Genomic DNA, 20,811 nt, shown 5'->3' with positions numbered 1-20,811 from the left:
TCGTGGCAATAGTGACTGACGTCGAGCCCCCGTTCGGGGTGACACGGCAGTCGCAGCATCACATCACCACGCGCACTTGATTCATGACAAGACCAGTAACTGACAACCAGCTATGAGGTACCGAGTTTGTCCCGTCCCGCCAGCTCCACTCCGCCCGGAAGACCCCAGCCAAGGCGAGGTGCCTTGACGCCGACGTTGATCGTCGTTGCACTGGTTGTGGTCGGATTCATCTTCTTCGCCAACGTTTGGACCGATGTCCTCTGGTACCAGCAGCTTGGGTTCTTTGAAGTCTTCCTCACGGAGAACCTCGCCCGGATTGTCATCTTCCTGATCGCCTTCGCGCTCATGTTCGCGGCGATGTTCTATGCCATCCGCATCGCCTACCATGCCCGTCCCGTCTATGCCCCGGATTCGGAGATCAGGGACAACCTGAACCGCTACCAGGCGCAGCTGGAGCCCGTCCGCCGGGTGGTGATGATCGGCCTGCCCATACTCTTCGGACTGTTCGCCGGAAGCGCGGCCGCCAGCCAGTGGCAGAAAGTGCTGCTCTTCCTGAACCAGGAATCGTTCGGGCAGAACGATCCGCAGTTCAACCTGGACATCAGCTTCTACCTGATGACCCTCCCGTTCCTCGGTTTTGTCACGGGCTTCCTCATCAGCGTGGTGGTGGTTGCCGGCATCGCCGGAATCCTGACCCACTATCTTTACGGCAGCATCCGGATCATGGAACGCGGCATCTTCACCAGCCGTGCCGCCCAGATCCACCTTGCCGTGACGGGCGCGGCATTCCTGCTGCTGCTGGGCGTGAACTTCTGGCTGGACCGCTACTCCGCGGTGCAGAACAGCAACGGACGCTGGTCCGGCGCCCTCTATACGGATGTCAACGCCGTCATCCCCACCAAGTCGATCCTGGCTGTTGCCGCCGCGCTGGTGGCAATCCTGTTCATCGTCGCTGCGGTGATCGGCAAATGGCGCCTGCCGGTCATCGGCACCGCCATGCTGGTCATTACGTCCATCCTTGCCGGCGGTGTCTACCCGTGGGTCATCCAGCAGTTCCAGGTGCGCCCGTCCGAACAGACCCTCGAGAAGCCGTTCATCGAACGGAATATCAGCATGACCCGCGCTGCCTACGGCCTGGATAAGATCCAGGAGGAGCGGTACAACGCCACCACCACCGCCACCACCGGCGCCCTGGCCCCGGATGCGCAGACAACTGCCAATATCCGGCTCCTGGACCCGAACCTGATTTCGGACGCCTTCTCCCAGCTTGAGCAGTACCGGCCCTACTATCAGTTCCCCAGCGCGCTCAACGTTGACCGCTACGAGGTTGACGGCAAAGTCCAGGACACCGTGATAGCTGTCCGTGAGCTGAACCCGGACGGCCTCAGCGCCAACCAGCAGTCCTGGCTGAACCGGCACGTGGTCTACACCCACGGCTACGGCGTCGTGGCTGCGAAGGGCAACAAGTTCACCGCGGACGGCAAGCCTGAGTTCCTGCAGTCCGGCATTCCGTCCACCGGTGTCCTCGGCAACGATACGAGCTACCAGCCACGGATCTACTTCGGCGAGAACTCTCCCGAGTACTCGATTGTCGGCGCGCCGGACGGCGCACCGAACCGTGAACAGGACCGTCCCGCCGGCAAGGAAGGCGACGGCGAAACCCAGTACACCTTCACCGGCAACGGCGGGCCGAACGTCGGCAGCTTCTTCAACAAGGTTCTCTACTCGATCAAGTTCCAGTCGTCCGACCTCCTGCTGTCCGACGGCGTGAATGCAGAGTCGCAGATTCTTTACGACCGCAACCCCCGCGACCGCGTCGAAAAAGTCGCACCGTACCTCACGGTTGACGGAAACGCCTACCCTGCGGTGGTGGACGGACGGGTGAAATGGATCGTGGACGGCTACACCACGAGCCAGTACTACCCGTACTCCCAGCAGGAGCAGCTGTCGTCGGCCACCGCCGACTCACAGACGACCGCGGGACGCACCGTTGCCCTGCCCAACAGCTCGGTGAACTACATTCGGAACTCCGTCAAGGCAACGGTTGACGCCTACGACGGCTCGGTAACGCTGTATGCCTGGGACGACCAGGATCCGGTGCTGAAAGCCTGGCAGAAAGTCTTCCCCAGCTCCCTGAAGCCATACTCGGAGATGTCCGGCGCGCTCATGAGCCACGTCCGCTATCCCGAGGACCTGTTCAAGGTCCAGCGCGAGCTGCTGGGCCGTTACCACGTCACCCAGGCCGACAACTTCTACACGAACAACGACGCCTGGTCCGTACCGAACGATCCCACGGTCAGCGAGCCCGTCAAGCAGCCGCCGTTCTACATGTCGCTGCAGATGCCGGACCAGGATAAGCCCGCGTTCCAGCTCACCTCATCGTTCATCCCGCAGGTGGTCAACGGCACCGCCCGTAACGTGCTCTACGGATTCCTCGCCGCGGATTCCGACGCCGGCAACCAAAAGGGCGTGAAGGCAGAAAGCTACGGCCAGCTCAGGCTCCTGCAGATTCCGCCGGAAGCGCAGGTTCCCGGTCCGGGCCAGGCCCAGAACAAGTTCAACTCGGACCCCACGGTGTCCCAGGCGCTGAACCTGCTGCGCCAAGGCGCCTCCGACGTCCTCAACGGCAACCTCCTGACCCTCCCCGTGGGCGGGGGTCTCCTGTACGTGCAGCCTGTCTACCTGCGGTCCACGGGCGAAACATCCTACCCCACGCTGCAGCGTGTCCTGGTGGCGTTCGGTGACAAGATCGGCTTTGCGCCAACGCTGGACCAGGCGTTGAACCAGCTGTTCGGCGGTGACTCGGGTGCTTCGGCAGGGGACTCGGACAACAACGGGCAGACCCCTCCGCCCACTGGGGGCAGCACCCCGCCGCCCACGGGTACCACCGACGCCAAGGCGGAACTGAGGGCGGCGCTGGAGGAAGCAAACGCGGCCATCCGGGCCGGCCAGGAGGCCCTCGCGAAGGGCGATTTCGCCGCCTACGGCGAGCAGCAGAAGAAGCTGTCCGCTGCACTGCAGAAGGCGATCGACGCCGAAGCGAAGCTCGCCACCGAAAGTGCATCGCCGACCCCGGCGGCCACCCCGGCACCCACGGCTGACCCGTCGGCTGCAGCCACGCCGTCGCCGTCACCGAGTAGCTAGTCAGGCGGGCAGGCTGCCCACAGCAGCCTGCCCGGCCGGAACAGGCCGGTTTTCCCTTCCGCAAGGGCGGGGAAGCCGGCCTTTGCCGTCTCCCGCGGGAAGAGCCGGTTTCGGGACAGGATTGCCGCTCCGGAACGGCACTCTTGACTGCGGAGACGCAGATCACGTCCCCTCAATTTGGTCTGAAGTTCACCGGCGGGTAATGTTGTTCTTGCGACGCGGGGTGGAGCAGTTCGGTAGCTCGCTGGGCTCATAACCCAGAGGTCACAGGTTCAAATCCTGTCCCCGCAACTGAAGGAAAGGCCCGGAATTCCCGAGAGGGATTCCGGGCCTTTTGCTTTGTCCTGGTGCTTGGGGAGCGGTGTCGGACGGTGGTCGGGGCCGTCGCAAAAGTAGGGTATTGTTGATCAAGCGACGCGGGGTGGAGCAGTTCGGTAGCTCGCTGGGCTCATAACCCAGAGGTCACAGGTTCAAATCCTGTCCCCGCAACCACCAAGAGAGGCCCTAACCGGGAACACCCCGGTCAGGGCCTCTTTTTTGTCCGAAGGTCCCTAACTACTAGCATTTCCTAGTATTCTCATTCGCGGGGGCAGCGTACCGCAGGGCCAGGTGGCGTTCAACGACGATCGCCGGACTGGCAGTCCGTCGCCTCCCGGAACCGGATCGTATATTGCGGGGGATGACCACGGCCCCGGACGGGTTCGCTCTTCCGCTGTTCATGATCCAAGCTATTAAGGCGCAGTTAACCAAGCCGGCGCTCCTGCCGGTGCGGCCCGGCCGGGGGTGGTGGATCCGCCCACGTCACTAGTCGATCATTCTCGAGAGGAATGCTGTTCGATGTCACTACCAACCAAGAAGAAGCCTGGAAGCGCAAAGGGCAAGTGGGCCAGACTGTACTGGGCAGTGCCCGCCGTGCTGGTTGCCCTGGTTCTCGTGGTGCTGGCCGCTAAATGGGCAACCGGGCTTGCCGGCGTCAAGGACTTCCTGGCGGCCTACCCGGGTCACTCCGAGCTGCCTGAGGGTACTCCGGTGGGTTTCCCGGCGTGGCTGGCCTGGCAGCACTTCCTCAATGGCTTCTTCCTGCTGCTGATCATCCGTTCCGGCTGGCAGGTGCGCACGCAGACCCGTCCGGCCGCCTACTGGACCCGGAACAACAAGGGCCTGATCCGCACCCGGAATGCTCCGACCAAGATCAGCCTGGCACTGTGGTTCCACCTGGTGCTGGACGCACTCTGGATACTCAATGGCATCGTATTTGCTGTCCTGATTTTTGCCACCGGCCAGTGGGCGCGGATCGTACCCACCAGCTGGGATGTCTTCCCCAACGCGCTCTCGGCTGCGCTGCAGTACGCCTCACTGAACTGGCCCACGGAGAACGGCTGGGTGAACTACAACGCCCTCCAGTTGCTGACGTACTTCATCACCGTCTTCATCGCAGCGCCGCTGGCGTTCATCACGGGTCTGCGGATGTCCTCGGCGTGGCCCAAGAACGCCAAGGCCCTGAACAAGGCCTACCCGATCGAGGCCGCCCGCGCCGTGCACTTCCCGGTGATGATCTACTTCGTTGCCTTCATCGTGGTCCACGTGTTCCTGGTCCTGGCCACCGGCGCGCTCCGCAACCTGAACCATATGTACGGCGGCAGCGACGAAGTCAGCTGGGTTGGGTTCGGCATTTTCGCTGCGTCCGTTGCCGTGATGGTCGCCGCGTGGTTCCTCGCACGGCCCGTCTTCCTCAGTCCCCTTGCCTCTTTGATGGGCAAGGTCAGCAGCCGCTGACCGCGGTCAGCGGCCGCTGGTCCGGCCGCTGACCCGCGGGGCCCCGGTTCAGCTGTCCTTGAGCTTCTGGTAGGTCTCCAGGGCCCGCTCACGCGACTCCGGCAGGCCCACCACCGGTTCCGGGTATCCGCCAGCGTCTTGCGGCGCTTTCCATGGTTCGTGAATGCTCTTGTCATCCATGCCGGCGATTTCCGGGATGTACTGCCGCAGGTAGCGGCCCGCGGCGTCGAACTTTTTGCTTTGCGTCACAGGGTTGAAGATCCGGAAATAGGGGGAAGCGTCCGCTCCGGATCCGGCCACCCACTGCCAGTTTGCCGGATTGCTGGCTGAATCGGCGTCCACCAGGGTGTCCCAGAACCAGGCCTCGCCCAACCTCCAGTCAGCGAGCAGGTTCTTGACCAGGAATGACGCTGCCGCCATGCGGACGCGGTTGTGCATCCAGCCTGTCTGCCACAGCTGACGCATTCCGGCGTCCACCAGCGGATATCCCGTCCGGCCCTGCTGCCATGCTTCCAGCTCAGCGTTCGACGGCGTTTGCCACTCGAAGCGGTCGAAGTCCGGGCGGTAGTTCCGGGTGGCCAGCTCAGGGTTCTCATACAGCAGCTGCCAGCAAAACTCGCGCCAGCCCAGTTCTGAACGGAAGATCCCGACGTCGGCTGGGGCCTTCCGCGGGAAGCGCTCCCGGAGCGCGTGCCAGACACGGAAGGGACTGATTTCGCCGAAGCGAAGGTGGGGGGAGAGACGGCTGGTGCCCTCGACCCCCGGCCGGTCGCGGCCGGTTCCGTAGTCCTCGACAGGGCCGTCCAGGAAGTCCTGCAGGCGGCTGTGGGCGCCGGCCTCGCCGGGCGTCCACTCTTCCGCAAGCCCGGCGCTCCAGTCCGGTGTGCGGGGGAGCAGCTCCCAGCTGTCCAGTTCATCGCTGTGTGGCACCGCGCCGTGGGCGCCCTTGGCAGGGGAGGGCAGCTTGCGGGGTGCATCCGAGGGCATCCGCGGCTCACCGCTCTCCAGGCAGGCGCGCCAGAAGGGGGTGAACACCTTGTACGGTCCGCCTGCTCCGGTCCGCACGGTCCAGGGCTCGAACATGAGGCTCGCCTGGAAACTTGCGGCGTCAAGGTCATGGTCCCCGGCCCAGGCCTTGATGCCGGCGTCGATGTGACGTTCGGGGCCGCCGTACCTGCGGTTCCACCTCAGGTGCGTGGCCTCTGTTTCGGCCGCGAGTTCCTGGATGATTCCGGCCGCGCTTCCCCGCCGAAGGACCAGCCGGGAGCCTGCGGACTCCAACGCGGCGGCCAGGGACGCCAGCGAATGGTGCAGCCACCACTTGGCCGCGCCGCCCAAGCCGCGCACTCCTGGCGACTCCTCGTCCAGGATGTAAACGACGGTCACGGGGTGGCCCAGGGTTGCGGCGTCGGCAAGGGCCGGATTGTCATCCAGACGGAGGTCATCACGGAGCCAGACAATGGTGGAAGGCATGGTTCCACGGTACACGGCAGCCTCTGCTATTTACCGGTCGGTAACTTAGCCGTAGACTCGCTCCATCCGTCCGTTGCGCCCACTCTTCCGCAGCGGCGGTTCCGTTCGGATCAGGCCTTTCCTATTGACAACGGCACACGGCTGGAGGCGGCCGGATGCCGTCCACCTGCCCGCCGCGATGTTGCCGCGCGCAGGAAAAAGGATGACCAATGAAGCTATTCCTTCCATCGACCCAACGGCCTCGAACAGAACGCCGCAGCGTGCCGGTCACCCGGGCGCTCCTGGCCGGACTCGCCACAGCCGTCTCGGTTTCCGCATTGATTGCCCCGACCGCCCACGCCGGGCCCATCGGCGGCGACGAGTGGGTGGTCAGCGTGGGCGATTCGTACATTTCAGGGGAAGCGGGGCGCTGGGCGGGCAACTCGAGCGACCCCGCCCAGACCGATGCACTGGGCGACGCCGCCTATCTTGACGCCGGGCAATCCGAAAGCACGGCGGGCTGCCACCGTTCCTCCTCGGCGGAAATCAGGATCGGGCAGGCGCAAGCACTCAACCTGGCATGTTCCGGCGCCAAGACGGGCACGTCCTGGAACTCGTCCGGTGAGTTCAAACCGGGGCTGGACTTCTACAAGGACGCGGCCGGCAACACGGGCCAGGCGCTGGCGCTGCAGAACTTCGCATCAACCCACCGGGTCAGCATGGTGGTGGTCTCGGTCGGCGGCAACGACCTGGGCTTTGCCAGCATCATCGCCACGTGCGTCTCGAAATTCATGACCAGTCCGTCGTGGGCGCCGAGTTACTGCAAGGACTCCGCCACGGTGGCCACGAACTTCTCGGCCTCCAACCGCGCAGCGGTGGCCTCCCGGATAGGTGCTTCCCTCGCAAACGTGGCCAAGGCCATGGGCGGTGCCGGGTACGCGCCCGGGGAGTACAGCCTGGTGGTGCAGAACTATGTCTCGCCCCTGCCGCGGAGTTCGGATATTTCCTACTCCGAAGCCGGATTCAGCAGGCAGAGCACTTACGGCTGCGGATTCTGGAACGCGGACCTGGACTGGGCTGCCGGCACCGCCGTTCCCGCGATCAACTCCACTATTTCAGCCGGAATCGCTGCTTCCGGGGTGGCCGGTGTTCACACGCTCAATGTAGCCTCACTGTTCAGCGGCCATGAACTATGCGCGGACACTACACAGAAGCTGAACAACAGCGCACTGGCGGACTGGCGGAGCGCCGGCGCCGCGGACATCAGTGAGTGGATCAACGAGGTCCGGACTGCCAGCACGGTCTTCAGCGATTACTACATCCAGGAGTCGCTGCACCCCAACTACTGGGGCCAGTTGGCCCTCCGTAACTGCCTGCGCCAGGTCTATAACGACGGCGATGTTCGTTCCGGGAGTTGCACGGCAGGGTCCGGGCTGACGTCAGCGGGGGAGCCGGCGGTGAGCTTGAGCTAGCCGGGCCAGCGATAGTCCTAGATGTACTGCCCAGGGACGTTGGTTGGGTGAATGTGATGACGCGCTGGAGTCGTTGACTCATGGGTGAGGACCTCCGGTTGCACAGTGGAGTTGCTTAGACAACCGCTGAGGCGACCAGGAGGTCCTCAATGTCCCACGCTAATGCCGCTTTGACTCCACGCCAACGTTTACGGGTCGCGCGTCTGGTCATTGACCAGGGATGGCCGGTTTCCCGGGCCGCCGAACAGTTCAATTGCTCCTGGCCCACGGCCAAGCGCTGGGCTGAACGCTACGCTGCGATGGGCCAGGCAGGCATGAGGGACAGGTCCTCGCGCCCGCACCGGGTGGCGAACCGGACCCCACAGCAGCTCGTGCGCAAGGTCGTACACCTGCGCTGGAAGCAACGGCTGGGGCCGGTCGCGATCGGCGCGAAGCTGGCCATGCCGGCCTCGACCGTGCACGCGGTCCTGGTCCGCTGCCGACTGAACCGTCTGCACCACGTCGACAAACGCACCGGGGAAGTCATCCGCCGCTACGAGCACGACAAGCCGGGGGCGATGATCCACGTCGATGTGAAGAAGCTCGGCAACATCCCGGACGGTGGCGGCTGGCGCTACGTTGGCCGGCAGCAAGGCAAACAGAACCGCGCCACGACCCCGGCAAAGCCGCGAAGCAGCCACCACAACCCGCTGATCGGCACCGCCTACGTGCACACGGTCATCGACGACCACTCACGGGTGGCCTACGCCGAAATCCACGGCGACGAAACAGCTGCCACCGCCGTGGGAGTGCTGAAACGGGCCGTGTCCTGGTTCGCTGACCGCGACGTCACCGTCGAGCGGGTCCTCTCCGACAACGGATCAGCCTACAAATCCCACCTCTGGAGGGACACCTGCAGGGAGCTGAACATCAAGGCAAAGAAAACCCGCCCCTACCGCCCGCAAACAAACGGCAAGATCGAACGGTTCCACCGCACCCTCGCCGACGGATGGGCATTCAAACGCTTCTACGCCACAGAATCAGCCCGAAGAAACGCCCTCCCGGCATGGCTGCACCACTACAATCACCACAGGCCCCACACCGCAATCGGAGGCCACCCGCCCGTCAGCCGATTAACCAACCTGCCTGGGCAGTACACCTAGACCCGCGATAGTCCAAGAAACGAAAAGGCCGGGGTCCCCTGAAGGGACCCCGGCCATTCTGTCGCCCGGTCCGGAAACCGGAGCGCTGCCTAGAGCTTGTCGAAATCTGCTTCTTCGACAGTGGAGCCGGCAGTGGACGAGTTCGTCGAGGCGCCCAGTGCCGGCTTCGCGCCGCCGGACTTCAGTGCTGCGAGCCGTGCCTCGATCTCGGTCTGCTCGCCGAGGTCTTCGAGCTGGTTGAACTGCGCGTCCAGGCTGGAAGCAGCGAGCTCCTGCTGGCCGCGGACCTTGGCCTCTTCGCGGCGGATCTTCTCTTCGAAACGGCCCACCTCGCTGGTGGGGTCCATGAAGTCGATGCTCTTGAGGGCATCGTGGACCTGGGACTGCGCCGCGGCCGTCTTGGACCGGGCCACCAGTTCGTTGCGCTTGCTGGTCAGCTCGTTCAGCTTGCCCTTCATCTGGTCCAGGCCGGTCTTGAGCTTGTCCACAACCTCGGTCTGCGAGGCGATGCTCGGCTCGGCTGCCTTGGCTTCGTTCTCGGCCGCCATCTGGCGCTGGATGGCCACCTTGGCCAGGTTGTCGAACTTCTGGGCATCCACAGTGTCGCCGCTGCTGCGGTATTCGTCGGCCTTGCGGGAGGCTGCGAGGGCCTTGTTGCCCCAGTCCTGGGCGTTCTTGATGTCCTCGTTGTAGTCGTCCTGGAGCATCCGGAGGTTGCCGATGGTCTGCGCCACTGCAGATTCAGCTTCGGCAATGTTGTTGGTGTAATCCCGGACCATCTGGTCCAGCATCTTCTGCGGGTCTTCGGCCTGGTCCAGCAGGGAATTAATGTTCGCCTTTGCCAGCTGCGCCATACGGCCGAAAATGGACTGCTTAACCATGGTGTTGCCTTTCATCCTGCTCAGTGGTTGCCACTGAATTCAGTGAACAGTTGATGTACCGCTTCTACCCGGCGGCCAGCTGGGCCGGCCGCCGCCTAGTCTGTGGTTCGGCTAGAAGCTGCCGGAGTCTCCGCCGCCGAAATCGCCGCCGCCAAAGTCCCCGCCGCCGAAATCTCCGCCACCCCAGCCGCCGCCGTCACTGTGGCCGCCGCCCCAGCCGCCGCCGCTTCCGCCGTTGAGGATGGAGTTGATGAGGATGCCGCCCAGGATGGCGCCGCCGAGGCCGCCGCCCCCGCCGCCGCCGAACATGCCGCCGCGGCCGTAGCCCTGGTTGGCGTAACCGAAGCTGTCAACGTCACCCTGGGCGAGCTGCGCGGCCTGGGCTGCCAGGGCGTGCGCCTGCTGGGCGTAGGTCAATGCAGTGACCGGATCATTGCGGGAGATGGACAAGGCATAATCCAGGTTCCGCTGGGCTTCGGCCAAGCGGGTACGCGCTTCAGTCCCCACTCCGCCACGGCGTGCCGTGATGTAGTCCGAGGTGGCGCTGATCTGCGCCTGGGCCGACATGATGGTCTGCTGCAGTGACGCCTGCGCCCGGCGGGCCTGCTCCTGCTGGTCCCGGATGCCGGTCAGGGACTGGTCCAGCGCCTGATGGGCTGTCTCCACCCGCTCCAGCGTGGCAATTGGATCGATCTTTCCGCCCTGGATCTCCGTCTTGACCTGTGCCAGGGCAGCCTCCACTTTGGCCACCGGGCCGGCAAGCTCCGGATGTGCCCCGGACTGGATCATCGCCTTGGCCTGTGCCAGGTCCTGGGACGTGTCAACAACTGCAGCCTCAAGGCTGTTGCGTGCTTCGTCCAGGCTTCCGGACACCTTGGTGATGGCGTCGAGCAACACCTTGGTCTGGTGCAGGCTTTCTTCTGCGGCGCGGACGGCGACAGCGGCCAGGCTTCCGTCGCCGGATGCGAGCTTGTCCTGGGCCGTTGCGGTGGCATTCTGTACGAAGGCGAGCCGCTCCTTGGCCTGCCCAATGTTGTCCGAGACCTGGACCAGGGCGCTGTCCGCGTACTTGGCCCGGAGCGACGCAAGGGTCTGTTCCGCAGTGGCGATCCGCGCGTCGGCGTCCTGGGCGCCCGCATTTACCGCGGCGAGGGCCTTGGGTGCGTTCTTTTCCAGTTCCCGGAGTGAATCGAAGTCGGCCTTTTGTTCCTGGAGGGACGCCATGGCAGCTTCCGAGCGCCGGATGATCTCGCCCAGCCAGCTCCGCTGCTGTTCCTCAGTGTCGGGGATATGGTCGTCCAGCTGCTGCTGCAGTTTGAACGACTCGGACATGTGGCCCTTGGCCTCCTGCAGCGCCTTCGTGAAGTTTCCGACGGCGGCGTCGCCGTACTGGGCCTGGGCGAAGCCGAGTTCCTGCTCGCTCGAGTTGATGGCGTTATCGGCTTCAATGAGCAGTGAACCGCTCTTCTTGCGCAGCTCGTCCACGCTCAGGGAAGCAAGCGGGTCCAGTTCTGCGCCCTGAGGGCCGTAGCTCGCACTCGAGGCGATAGCCGCCTTCTTGCGCTTGTTGCGGAAGTAAAGGTACGCGCCCGCACCACCGGCTACGACGACGCCCGTGCCGACCAGAACAGCAGCGCCGGCGCCGTCACCCGACGGGACGGTGCCGCTGCCGCCGCCTGCGGCCTCTCCGATGGCCGCCGCAGTGTCGATGGCTGCCTGGGCGTAGTCCTTCTTGCCGCCGGCCAGGTTTGCCGTAACAGCGTTCTGGCTGATGTTGGACTGCTTGGACTTGATGGGGCTGGCGGAGTTCAGTACAAAGCTGAATTTGCCCTCTTCTGCTATCGCCAGGACGGCGTCGGCCCTGCCCATACCCTTATTCGTAGCCACTTTCTCGGCCCAGGCCGCAGGAGTGTCAGGGTTGGTGAACGAGTCCACAGTGACCACGTACAGGTTGTATTTGTGGTCCTTCAGGAGCTTCTGGATTGCTTCCTGAACTTCGGCCTTTCGACCTCCCAGCACGTCGGCGTTGTCAACGATGTTCGTGCCGGACGGAATGGTCACCGGGTCTTCGGCCCAGGCTGAGGTGGCGGGAACCGCCAGCAACCCGGCAAGGCCGATCACGGCGAGGAGACGTTTGAACTTAGACCGCATGTGCAACCCTTCAGCACTTCTGCGACTGATTCGGGCCGAGCCAGTCGTCACAGAATGCAGCAGCGCCCCCACGCATGTGTAAAGCCGCAGGTCGCTGTGGCAATTCCATTTGATTCTATGGTGCACCAATTTGCCCGTCCACAACGGGGAATATGCCACCAGCGAAAAGCGCTTCCCGCACGGACGGGGCGCCCCAAAAACCGATTCCGACGGCGTTCAGGAACCTCCCAGCCAACGTCCGCTTTAGCTTCAGTCTGAGGGTCCATAGTTAAAGGCAGACAAGGATGAAAGGAAGTCTAATGACTGAGAACCCAGCACAGGGTGGATCGCCTGAGAACAGGGGTCCTGAAAAGCCCCGCGAAGGCTGGCAGGCGCAGCCCCCCGGAGACTCAGCCCATCAGGACCCGACGGTTCAGGACAACCCGACCATCCGGCTCGACCAGGCCCCCTCCGGCGACGCGCAGGGGCCCTCCGGAGCCGAACAGCAGCGGGCCGGCGAAGAGTATGCCCCCCGACCCGTTTACCCCCAGCACCAGCCTTTCTACGGCCAGCAGGCAGGTCCGGACGGCCAGGCCGGCACCCACCCGGGGGACAGCAGCTACTCCGGAGCCGGCGCACCCCAGTCCACTGCGGCGCAGTCCTACACGGCCCAGCCCCACGGCGGCTACCAGGGGGCCGCTCCCTATGCAGGTCAGGGCGGCCCGCACCCGGGAAGCATGTACGCTTCCGACCCTGCAAGCACGCCGAAGCGGAAAGCAGCCTTCGGTGTGGGTACCCTCGTGGCCAGCATCCTCGCCGCCGGCCTGGTCGGCGGGGGCGTTGTGGCCGCCAGTGACGCCTTCCTCAACGACGGCTCCACCTCATCCGTCAGCAGCACCGGCAGCCAGCCGAGCACCGTCATCGTCAACAACAAAGACGACGTCAACGTCATCACCGCAGCGTCGGTGAAAGCCTCGCCGAGTGTTGTGACCATCAAGGCGACCAGCGGAAGCGACGGCGGCACCGGCTCTGGAATCATCCTGGACGACGACGGCCACATCCTGACAAACACCCACGTGGTGACCCTCGACGGTAAGACGGCCAACGCCGTCATCGAAGTACGGACCAGCGACGGCAGGGTGCTCACCGCCAAAATCGTCGGCACCGACCCGCTGAGCGACCTGGCCGTCATCAAGGTGGACAACGCTTCCGGGCTGACGCCGGCAACGCTCGGCGACTCCAGCAAACTCAACGTGGGCGACACCGCCATTGCCATCGGATCGCCCCTGGGCCTGACGGGCACCGTCACCGACGGTATTGTCTCCACCCTGAACCGGACCATCAGCGTTGCTTCTTCGGCGGCGCCGAAGGAAGGTGCGGATGATTCCCAGAGCGACGACGAGGGCGGCTTCCAGTTTGCACCGCCGGACGGCGGCCAGAGCCAGAGCACGTCGAACCAGGGCTCCATCGCCATTAACGTGATCCAGACCGATGCCGCCATCAACCCCGGCAACTCCGGTGGCGCCCTGGTCAACAGCAAGGGCGAGATCATCGGCGTGAACGTGGCCATCGCCTCCGCCGGCGGCGATTCGAGCTCCAGCACCAGCGGCAACATCGGCGTGGGCTTCAGCGTTCCCATCAACCACGCCAAGCGGGTGGCACAGGAAATCATCGATACCGGCAAGGCTACGCACGGCCAGTTCGGCGTTAGCGTCAAGGCCAAGTCATCCACGTCGTCGAACTCGTCCTTCTCGGTAGGTGCCGAAGTGGCCACCGTGGAGTCCGGGTCGGCCGCTGCCAAGGCCGGCATCAAAGTGGGTGACGTCGTCACCAAGTTCAACGACCTCGCCATCAGTGATCCCAACCAGCTGACCGCAGCGGTCCGGGAACAGCCGGCGGGTGCCTCCGTGAAGGTCACCATTCTTCGCAGCGGCCAGGAGCAGCAGGTGGACGTGACGCTCGGCGCCGCGGCCGAACAGTAACGGGCTGCCGCCGGTTCCATCGGCACCTCAGGCAGCGGAGGCGGGACCACCGGACTGTGGGCCCGCCTCCGCTGCGTTAACCGCGGCGCCGCGTCCCGCCCGACCGCACGGCCTGACACAGGCGTTAACGGGACGGCGCAGGCACCCCGCTATATGGTTAGCTTGGATCTACCCGCACCCCGGGCGAGATCCGCGGCCATAACCTCACCCGGCTGGCTATCCACAAGCATGGAAGGCTGCTGTACAGAAAGTGGAAGAGACATTGAAGATCATCGTTCTGGTCAAGCACGTACCAGACGCGCAATTGGACCGTCACCTCAGCGGCGAGGACAACACCACGGACCGCGCCGATAGCATCCTGTCCGAGCTGGACGAATACGCCCTGGAGGCTGCGCTGCAGCTGATCGAGGCCCGCGGCGGAGCGAAAGCCGGCAACCAGGTCATCGCCCTGAGCATGGGTCCCGCCGGCGCCGTCAATGCCATCAAGAAGTCCCTGCAGATCGGCGCCACCGAGGGCGTCCACCTTCGGGACGACGCCCTGGCCGGATCCGACGCCGCCGCCACCTCCCTGGCGCTGGCGGCAGCCGTTCGCCACCTCGGAGCGGACAGCCCCGTGGACCTGGTCCTGACCGGCATGGCGTCCACCGACGGCGAGACCTCTCTGGTTCCCGCGCAGCTCGCAGAGCGGCTCGGCCTCCCGCAGGTCACGTTCGCCTCCGAACTTGAGGTCGACGGCGGCCGCGTCATCGCCCGCCGTGACAGCGACACCCACTACGACACGGTGGAGGCGGCGCTGCCCGCCGTCGTGTCCGTGACGGACCAGATCAACGAGCCCCGGTTCCCCAACTTCAAGGGAATCATCGCGGCCAAACGAAAGACCATCACCACCCTTAGCCTCGCGGAGATCGGCGTAGACCCTGCGCAGGTGGGCAAAGCCGGTTCCTGGACTGAAGTCCAGACGGCAGCGGCCCGTCCGCCGCGCACCGCCGGCACCATCATTACCGACGAAGGCGACGCCGGCATCAAGCTGGTGGACTTCCTGGCCGCCCAGAAGCTGCTCTAAGAGGATCCCCGACATGGCAAAAGTACTTGTATTCATTGACAACCCCGGCGCTGCGCTCAAGAAGAGCAGCCTGGAGCTGCTGACGATCGCCCGCTCGCTGGGTGAAACGGTTGTGGCCGTCAACGGCCCCTTGACCGACGACGCCGCCGGCGTCCTCGGCGCCAACGGAGCCACGGCCATCTTCCGGGCCTCGTCCGACGACCTGGACGCGTACCTGGTCGGTCCCAAGGCCGCTTTCCTTGCCGGGGCCGTTGCCGCATCGGGTGCCGCCACCGTGCTCCTGGAGAACTCGTTCGACGGCAAGGAGATCGCGGCCCGCCTGGGCATCAAGCTCGGCGCGGGCGTGATCACGGACGTCGTCGGCGTGGAAGCAGACGGCACCGCCCACAAATCCGTGCTGGCAGGGTCCTACACCACCACGGCCAAGGCCACCACGGCGGTGTCCGTGCTGACGGTCAAGCCGAACAGTGTCACCCCGGAACCCGCAGCGGCGGCAGTGAACCCGGAAATCCTCACGGTTGACGTTCCGGCATCGGCCACAGCCGGCGCATCCCGCATCACGGGCCGCACGGATAAGCCTGCCAGCGGCCGTCCGGACCTCACCGAGGCCAGGATCGTGGTGGCCGGCGGCCGCGGCGTCGACGGCGACTTCGGCCCGGTCGAGGAACTCGCAGACGCCCTCGGTGCCGCTGTCGGTGCGTCGCGTGCAGCCACGGACGCCGGTTGGATTGGCCACGATGCGCAGGTCGGGCAAACAGGCAAGACGGTTTCCCCGCAGCTGTACATTTCCGCCGGCATTTCCGGAGCCATCCAGCAGAAGGCCGGCATGCAGACCGCCAAGGTCATTGTTGCCGTCAACAAGGATGCCGAATCGCCGGTCTTCGAAATCGCCGATTTCGGGATCATCGGGGACCTCTTCGAGGTCCTCCCGCAGGCGACCGAAGAGATCAAAAAGCGCAAGGGCTGATGAATTGAGCAGCAACGCTACGGCGCAAAGCCCGTTCAACCCGGACCATCACCGGGTTGAGCGGGTCCTTTGTTTTACCGCCCATCCGGACGACATCGACTTCGGAGCCGCCGGCACCATCGCCGCCTGGACCGAGGCAGGGGTCCAGGTCAGCTACTGCATCATGACCGACGGCGATGCCGGCGGCTTCGATCCGGCACAGCGTGCGGAGATTGTGGCCATGAGGGCGGAAGAACAACGCCGGGCCGCTGCGATGGTGGGCGTCACGGACATCCACTACCTGCACGAACGTGACGGCTATCTGGAACCCACCCACGAGGTTATGCGGGGGGTGGTGAAGCTGATCCGGGAGATCCGCCCCGACGTCGTTCTTTCCATGCATCCGGAACGCAACTGGACGCGTCTCCAGAAGAGCCACCCGGACCACCTGGCCGTGGGGGAAGCCGTGACCCGGGCGGTATATCCGGCGCTGGAGAACCCTTTCGCATACCCGGACCTGGCCGAGGCGGGCCTGGCGGCGTACAAGCTCCCGTGGTTGTGGCTGTTTGCCGGCCCCGAGGAACGGGAAAACCACTTTGTGGATGTCACCCGCTATGTGGACACCAAACTCGAGGCTATCCACGTGCATACCAGCCAGCATCCGGACCTTGAGGCCATGGACCGGACAGTCCGGGGCCTTATGCTCACCACGGGCGAACGGGCCGGGTTGCCCCAGGGGCACAGTGCCGAGGCCTTCCACGTGGTTGCGGTGAACGGTCCAGCGACGATTGCCGGTTTCTAGGGGCCACGCTGCCCCGGCTCAGGTGAGCCGCGACGCCGCGTAAGCCTGGATCCCTTCGAACAGGAAGCGGGCCAGGCCTGCGCGGTTCTTGTCGTAGAAGGCTGTGAAGCGCGCGTCCTCCACGTACATCCGGCCGAGGCCGACGTAGCTGCCTGCGTCAGGAGTCCAGCTGGCACACACCCACTTGTAATGCCGGTCGACGGCGTCCTGTACCTCCGGCGAATCAGTCCTGAGGCCGGCGTCGAGGCAGCGGGCCAGTTCCTGGTTAATGTCCTGGGCTTCCTGCATGAACGCCCTTTTTGCGGCGTCCGTCATGGCCGCGTGGCGTTCCTTGCTTTCGTCAACTGCCTGGTTGCCCCACCGTTGCCGGGCTTCCTGCTCGTACGGGTTGTTATCGAAATCCTTGAAGATGTCCTCGGCGGACATGGTGTCTCCTTTTTTGAGCGCTGTCATGGTGGCGTCCACGGTGGCGGCCATCCGGTCGAGGCGGTCGCGTTCAGCCAGCAGCCACCTGCGGTGCTCGCCGAGGGCCTCCAGCTGGCTGGTTTGCCCGGCCAGTACCTCGGCGATGGCCTCGAGCCCGAGGCCCAGTTCCCGCAGCAGCAGGATCCGCTGGAGTTTGAGCAGTTCCGCCTGGCCGTAGTACCGGTAGCCGTTGTGCCCCGTGTAGGCAGGAGCGAGCAGGCCCTTCTGGTGGTAGTGCCGAAGGGTCCGGGAGGAGACGTTGCTCTCCCGGGACACTTCGGCAATGGACCAGCTGCGGGGCGGCTCCTGCTTCATGCCTTCATCGTAGAAGTTGACGCAGCGTCAAAGTCAACGGGGCGGCTAGGCTCCGAGAGGGGCGGCCGCAACTGTTGGCAGCGTGGGTGAAGCGGAACCGCCCACCGGCTCAACGGTGATACCCAGCGATGCCGCCGAATGAATGCCCTTTACCACTGCCGGTTTGGACAGCGCTTCGGCATCCATGAGTCCCTGCGAAACCGGAGCAGAGCCGTCCTTGGGTATAAGCCACATCTGATACACCTTGCCGGCAGGGGGAGCCGGGACGCCGTTCATCTTGACGACGACTGCGTCCTTGGACGACGAAATGGAGACGGTGGCCGTGCCACCGCCGCTGACGTCGACAGTCGCCTGCCTGACATCCTGGGCCTGCATCACCTGATTAAGCGGATCGTTCTGGTTGGCCACATAAGCGCCCACTCCAACTCCGCCCAGGGCGATGACTGCGGCGGCGGCCACGCCCACCAGCCAGTTGCGGAACCCGGGGGCCCGGCGTCGTTCTTCACGGCGCAGGCGGGCTGCGGCCAGGTCGTCGGTGCCGGCAGCTCCGCCCGGCTCCGAGGCATGTCCGTGGACCGGGGGAGCGGCAAGGGGCAGCGTGCCCGGCTGCGCCGGAAGCTGGGCAACAATGCGGTCGAAGAGCCCGGCGGGCGGTTCTTCCTCCGCGGTAAAGGTAACGGCGAGCGTTTCGCGTGCCTGCCGGACGCGCTCATCGAAAGCATCGCGTTCCGGCTGGGGCGCGGACAGGATGTAATCTTCTATGGCAGTCCGCTCGGCTGAGCTCACGGCGTCGAGGGCGTACACTTCCGCCAGCTCCACGGCTCGGCCGGCGGCCAGGTCCGCAGCGATATCGTGGGCAAACGTCCCGAAGGAACTGCTGCTGTTCGGCTGGTTCATGTCGGTCATCTCAACTCACCCCCAGACAGGTCTTCAAGCGGATCAGTCCGTCGCGGATGCGGGACTTGATAGTGGGCACGGCGGCGTTCAGCTTCTCGGCGACTTCGCGGTACGTCAGGCCGCCGTAGTACGCCAGCCGGACAGATTGCTGCTGCGTCTCGGTAAGGGTGTCCAGGCATCTGACGACAGCCTCGGCTTCCAGCCTGCTCCCCACCTCGTCCGAGACGGAGTCGTGGTCGATTTCCTGGCTGCTGGCCCCGTACTTGGCCTCCCTGTCGGTGGACGACTGGGAGGACCGGACCTTGTCCACTGCCCGGCGATGGGAAATGGTCATCAGCCACGCCAGGGGACTGCCGGCCTCGGCGTTGAACTTTGCAGCGTTCTGCCAGACCTGGAGGAAGACTTCCTGCGTGGTGTCCTCGCTGAGTTCGGGATCGATCAGGACGCGGCGGGCCATGCCGAAGACGCGCCGGGACGTCAGTTCGTAGAACTCCGCGAAGGCCCCCTGGTCTCCGTTGGCGATGCGCGCCAGCAGGTCACCGAGCCGCCGGTTTACGTCGGCTGAAGTGCCAGGAGAAGCAGTGGCCTCCGGGTTCGGGGCGTTGGGAGTTTCCATCACTCCCAAGCATAAGTCGACTCGGGCCGTACTTTTAGCAGCAGCGCGTCCCGCGGCAGCAGAAGCGCCCGGAATGTCCCCGTGGGCATCACTTTTCCGGACCGGGGACCTGCGGGCCTGCAATGTAGTCACCTGCCGCTCCTCGCGATCCTGTCATTGGCCCGGGTTGGCCTTCACAGGTGATTCGGAGCGGATGTCCGGAGGGATGGGTGCCCCCTAGAGCCTTGCGCCGGCGAAGCCGTTCTGGCGCCAGGCTTCAAAAACGGCAATAGACGCCGCATTCGCAAGGTTCAGGGACCGCAGGGACGGCAGCATCGGCAGCCGTACCCGGGATGTCACATGCGGGTCGTGCTTGAGCGCTTCCGGAAGGCCGACGGACTCCGGACCGAAAAGGAGGACATCGCCGGGGACGTAACTGATGTCCGTATAGGAGGCCTCGCCGTCGGACGTGAACGCGTAAACGTGCTCGGGCTGCAAGGCTTCCCAGGCGGCCTCAATGGTTTTATGCACCGTCACGACGGCGAGGTCGTGGTAGTCCAGCCCGGCGCGGCGAAGCTTGGCGTCGGAAAAATCAAAGCCCAGCGGCTCCACCAGGTGCAGTTCGGCGCCGGTGATGGCAGCCAGCCGGATCGCATTGCCCGTATTGCCGGGGATTTCAGGGGTATGGAAGAGGATGCGGAACACCGTTCCATCCTAGCCACCCCGGGACCTAGTGCATTCCTCGCAGCAGCCTGGCGAGCGCGGGGACGTTGACAGTATTCGGGGCGGGGCCCGAGCTCAGGAACTCCTTGAGCCCGCGGACCAGCCCCGCCCCGTTGACCACCTGAACGGTTTCATGGCCGCGCTGTGAACGCCGGTGGTGGTCAATGACAGGTTCATGCAGGTTGCCGTCGGGACTGTGAATGACGGTCCAGCCGGTCACGTTGAGTTCCGGGAAGATGTCCTGCATGCGCCGGACTATATGAGCCAGCTGCGGCGGTGCAATGGCACGGCCGCCGTGCGTCAGGGTGCTGCCGTTCCAGGCGTAGGCGCCCTTCGGCAAAAGCATGGAGCCGATGAGCGCCAGCCGGTAGCCGGACAATACCGCGTGGTCGATGTGGCTGTTGTCTGCGGGGGACTGCAGCCCGTTGATCAACCTGGCCGCGGGAATGGCGGGCAGGATCTGCCTGGTGATCAGCTGGACGGTCCGCATCTCCCGCTGGATCCGGGCTTCGGCTCCGAAGATGCCCCGCTTCCGCGGCATGCCGTGGACCTGCCTGCCGGCGAGCACTTCCGGAATCAGCGGGACGGCGCCGGACTCCGGGGGCTCGAATGGCGGCACATAAACCGGCGGGTCCCCTGCGGTGTTGCGCGGGGTGTTGGGCCGATGGACGGTTGCGGACGCGCGGCTGCCTGCGGCGGGTGCGTCGAAGTGGGCGCCTTCGGCCGTTGCCGTGCCTGTGGCGCCGTGGGCGTAGGAGCGGTCGTAGGCAGCCCGACGCTTCGGATCTATCAGTGTCTCGTAGGCCAGGGTCACCTGCCGGAAGACGGCGGCGTCCCCGCCGTGGTCGGGATGCGCCCGCCTCGCGGCCTTGCGGTAAGCCACTTTGATTTCTTTGTCTGTCGCCGTGACGGGAAGGCGAAGGACCTGGTAATGGGAGCTGCTGCCCTGGGTCAAGCACTGATCCTTATCTTGTCGGTTCCAGTCCACTCAGGCAGTCCGGTCCGCCCAGTTTAACCGTGTACAGG

The 20,811-nt window shown here is 65.0% G+C and carries 16 protein-coding genes and 2 tRNA genes; 10 read left to right on the top strand and 8 right to left on the bottom strand.

What is annotated here, in order from left to right:
• Positions 1–126 precede the first annotated feature (126 nt).
• From RW112_RS02535 to RW112_RS02520, 4 genes are all read left to right on the top strand, one after another.
• A complete protein-coding gene (locus tag RW112_RS02535) occupies positions 127–3,144 on the top strand; it encodes a UPF0182 family protein (RefSeq protein WP_317780281.1) in 3,018 nt (1,005 codons plus the stop codon).
• A 217-nt stretch (positions 3,145–3,361) separates the two neighbouring features.
• Positions 3,362–3,435: transfer RNA gene (locus RW112_RS02530), tRNA-Met, on the top strand.
• A 124-nt stretch (positions 3,436–3,559) separates the two neighbouring features.
• A tRNA-Met gene (locus tag RW112_RS02525) sits at positions 3,560–3,636 on the top strand.
• Between the two features lie 345 nt (positions 3,637–3,981).
• On the top strand, positions 3,982–4,920 hold the full coding sequence (locus RW112_RS02520) for a cytochrome b/b6 domain-containing protein (RefSeq protein WP_317780280.1): 939 nt from the start codon (positions 3,982–3,984) through the stop codon (positions 4,918–4,920).
• 48 nt (positions 4,921–4,968) lie between these two features.
• On the opposite strand, the gene RW112_RS02515 is transcribed toward RW112_RS02520, so the two are convergent.
• On the bottom strand, positions 4,969–6,393 hold the full coding sequence (locus tag RW112_RS02515; RefSeq protein WP_317780279.1) for a deoxyribodipyrimidine photo-lyase: 1,425 nt from the start codon (positions 6,391–6,393) through the stop codon (positions 4,969–4,971).
• Between the two features lie 209 nt (positions 6,394–6,602).
• On the opposite strand from RW112_RS02515, the gene RW112_RS02510 reads away from it, so the two are divergent.
• Both RW112_RS02510 and RW112_RS02505 read left to right on the top strand, forming a co-directional pair.
• Positions 6,603–7,844 (top strand): hypothetical protein, encoded by a 1,242-nt coding sequence (locus RW112_RS02510; RefSeq protein ID WP_317780278.1) that lies wholly within the window; start codon positions 6,603–6,605, stop codon positions 7,842–7,844.
• Positions 7,845–7,993: 149 nt separating this feature from the next.
• Positions 7,994–8,986 (top strand): IS481 family transposase, encoded by a 993-nt coding sequence (locus RW112_RS02505; protein ID WP_317780277.1) that lies wholly within the window; start codon positions 7,994–7,996, stop codon positions 8,984–8,986.
• 89 nt (positions 8,987–9,075) lie between these two features.
• Here the strand turns inward: RW112_RS02505 and RW112_RS02500 are convergent, their stop codons facing one another.
• Both RW112_RS02500 and RW112_RS02495 read right to left on the bottom strand, forming a co-directional pair.
• Positions 9,076–9,867 carry a PspA/IM30 family protein gene (locus RW112_RS02500; protein WP_317780276.1) on the bottom strand — a complete coding sequence of 264 codons (792 nt, stop codon included), beginning with the start codon at positions 9,865–9,867 and terminating at the stop codon, positions 9,076–9,078.
• 111 nt (positions 9,868–9,978) lie between these two features.
• On the bottom strand, positions 9,979–12,018 hold the full coding sequence (locus RW112_RS02495; protein ID WP_317780275.1) for a TPM domain-containing protein: 2,040 nt from the start codon (positions 12,016–12,018) through the stop codon (positions 9,979–9,981).
• A gap of 299 nt (positions 12,019–12,317) precedes the next feature.
• Between RW112_RS02495 and RW112_RS02490 the strand changes: the two genes are divergently transcribed.
• The 4 genes from RW112_RS02490 (at position 12,318) to RW112_RS02475 (ending at position 16,790) form a co-directional block, all read left to right on the top strand.
• On the top strand, positions 12,318–13,979 hold the full coding sequence (locus tag RW112_RS02490) for a S1C family serine protease (RefSeq protein WP_317780274.1): 1,662 nt from the start codon (positions 12,318–12,320) through the stop codon (positions 13,977–13,979).
• A gap of 262 nt (positions 13,980–14,241) precedes the next feature.
• The gene (locus RW112_RS02485; RefSeq protein WP_305941610.1) at positions 14,242–15,042 is read left to right on the top strand and encodes an electron transfer flavoprotein subunit beta/FixA family protein; all 801 of its coding nucleotides are present in this window, start codon (positions 14,242–14,244) and stop codon (positions 15,040–15,042) included.
• 13 nt (positions 15,043–15,055) lie between these two features.
• Positions 15,056–16,009 carry an electron transfer flavoprotein subunit alpha/FixB family protein gene (locus RW112_RS02480; RefSeq protein WP_317780273.1) on the top strand — a complete coding sequence of 318 codons (954 nt, stop codon included), beginning with the start codon at positions 15,056–15,058 and terminating at the stop codon, positions 16,007–16,009.
• 4 nt (positions 16,010–16,013) lie between these two features.
• Positions 16,014–16,790: a PIG-L deacetylase family protein gene (locus RW112_RS02475; protein WP_317780272.1), complete on the top strand. Its 777-nt coding sequence runs from the start codon at positions 16,014–16,016 to the stop codon at positions 16,788–16,790.
• 18 nt (positions 16,791–16,808) lie between these two features.
• Here the strand turns inward: RW112_RS02475 and RW112_RS02470 are convergent, their stop codons facing one another.
• The 5 genes from RW112_RS02470 to RW112_RS02450 all read right to left on the bottom strand — a co-directional run bounded on the left by RW112_RS02470 (position 16,809) and on the right by RW112_RS02450 (position 20,740).
• Entirely contained in the window at positions 16,809–17,570 is a 762-nt protein-coding gene (locus RW112_RS02470) for a MerR family transcriptional regulator (protein ID WP_317780271.1), read from the bottom strand.
• 45 nt (positions 17,571–17,615) lie between these two features.
• Positions 17,616–18,476: an anti-sigma factor gene (locus RW112_RS02465; RefSeq protein ID WP_317780270.1), complete on the bottom strand. Its 861-nt coding sequence runs from the start codon at positions 18,474–18,476 to the stop codon at positions 17,616–17,618.
• A gap of 1 nt (position 18,477) precedes the next feature.
• Positions 18,478–19,083, bottom strand: a complete 606-nt coding sequence (gene sigK / locus RW112_RS02460) for an ECF RNA polymerase sigma factor SigK (RefSeq protein WP_305941605.1) — start codon at positions 19,081–19,083, stop codon at positions 18,478–18,480.
• 216 nt (positions 19,084–19,299) lie between these two features.
• Entirely contained in the window at positions 19,300–19,767 is a 468-nt protein-coding gene (locus tag RW112_RS02455; protein ID WP_317780269.1) for a tRNA (cytidine(34)-2'-O)-methyltransferase, read from the bottom strand.
• A 25-nt stretch (positions 19,768–19,792) separates the two neighbouring features.
• The gene (locus RW112_RS02450; protein ID WP_317780268.1) at positions 19,793–20,740 is read right to left on the bottom strand and encodes a J domain-containing protein; all 948 of its coding nucleotides are present in this window, start codon (positions 20,738–20,740) and stop codon (positions 19,793–19,795) included.
• Positions 20,741–20,811: the final 71 nt, after the last annotated feature.

The sequence above is a fragment of the Arthrobacter sp. B10-11 genome (assembly GCF_033142195.1).
Taxonomy (GTDB): Bacteria; Actinomycetota; Actinomycetes; order Actinomycetales; family Micrococcaceae; genus Arthrobacter; species Arthrobacter oryzae_C.
Note: the sequence above shows the minus strand (reverse complement) of the source record. Positions and strands in the feature narration are given on the sequence as shown.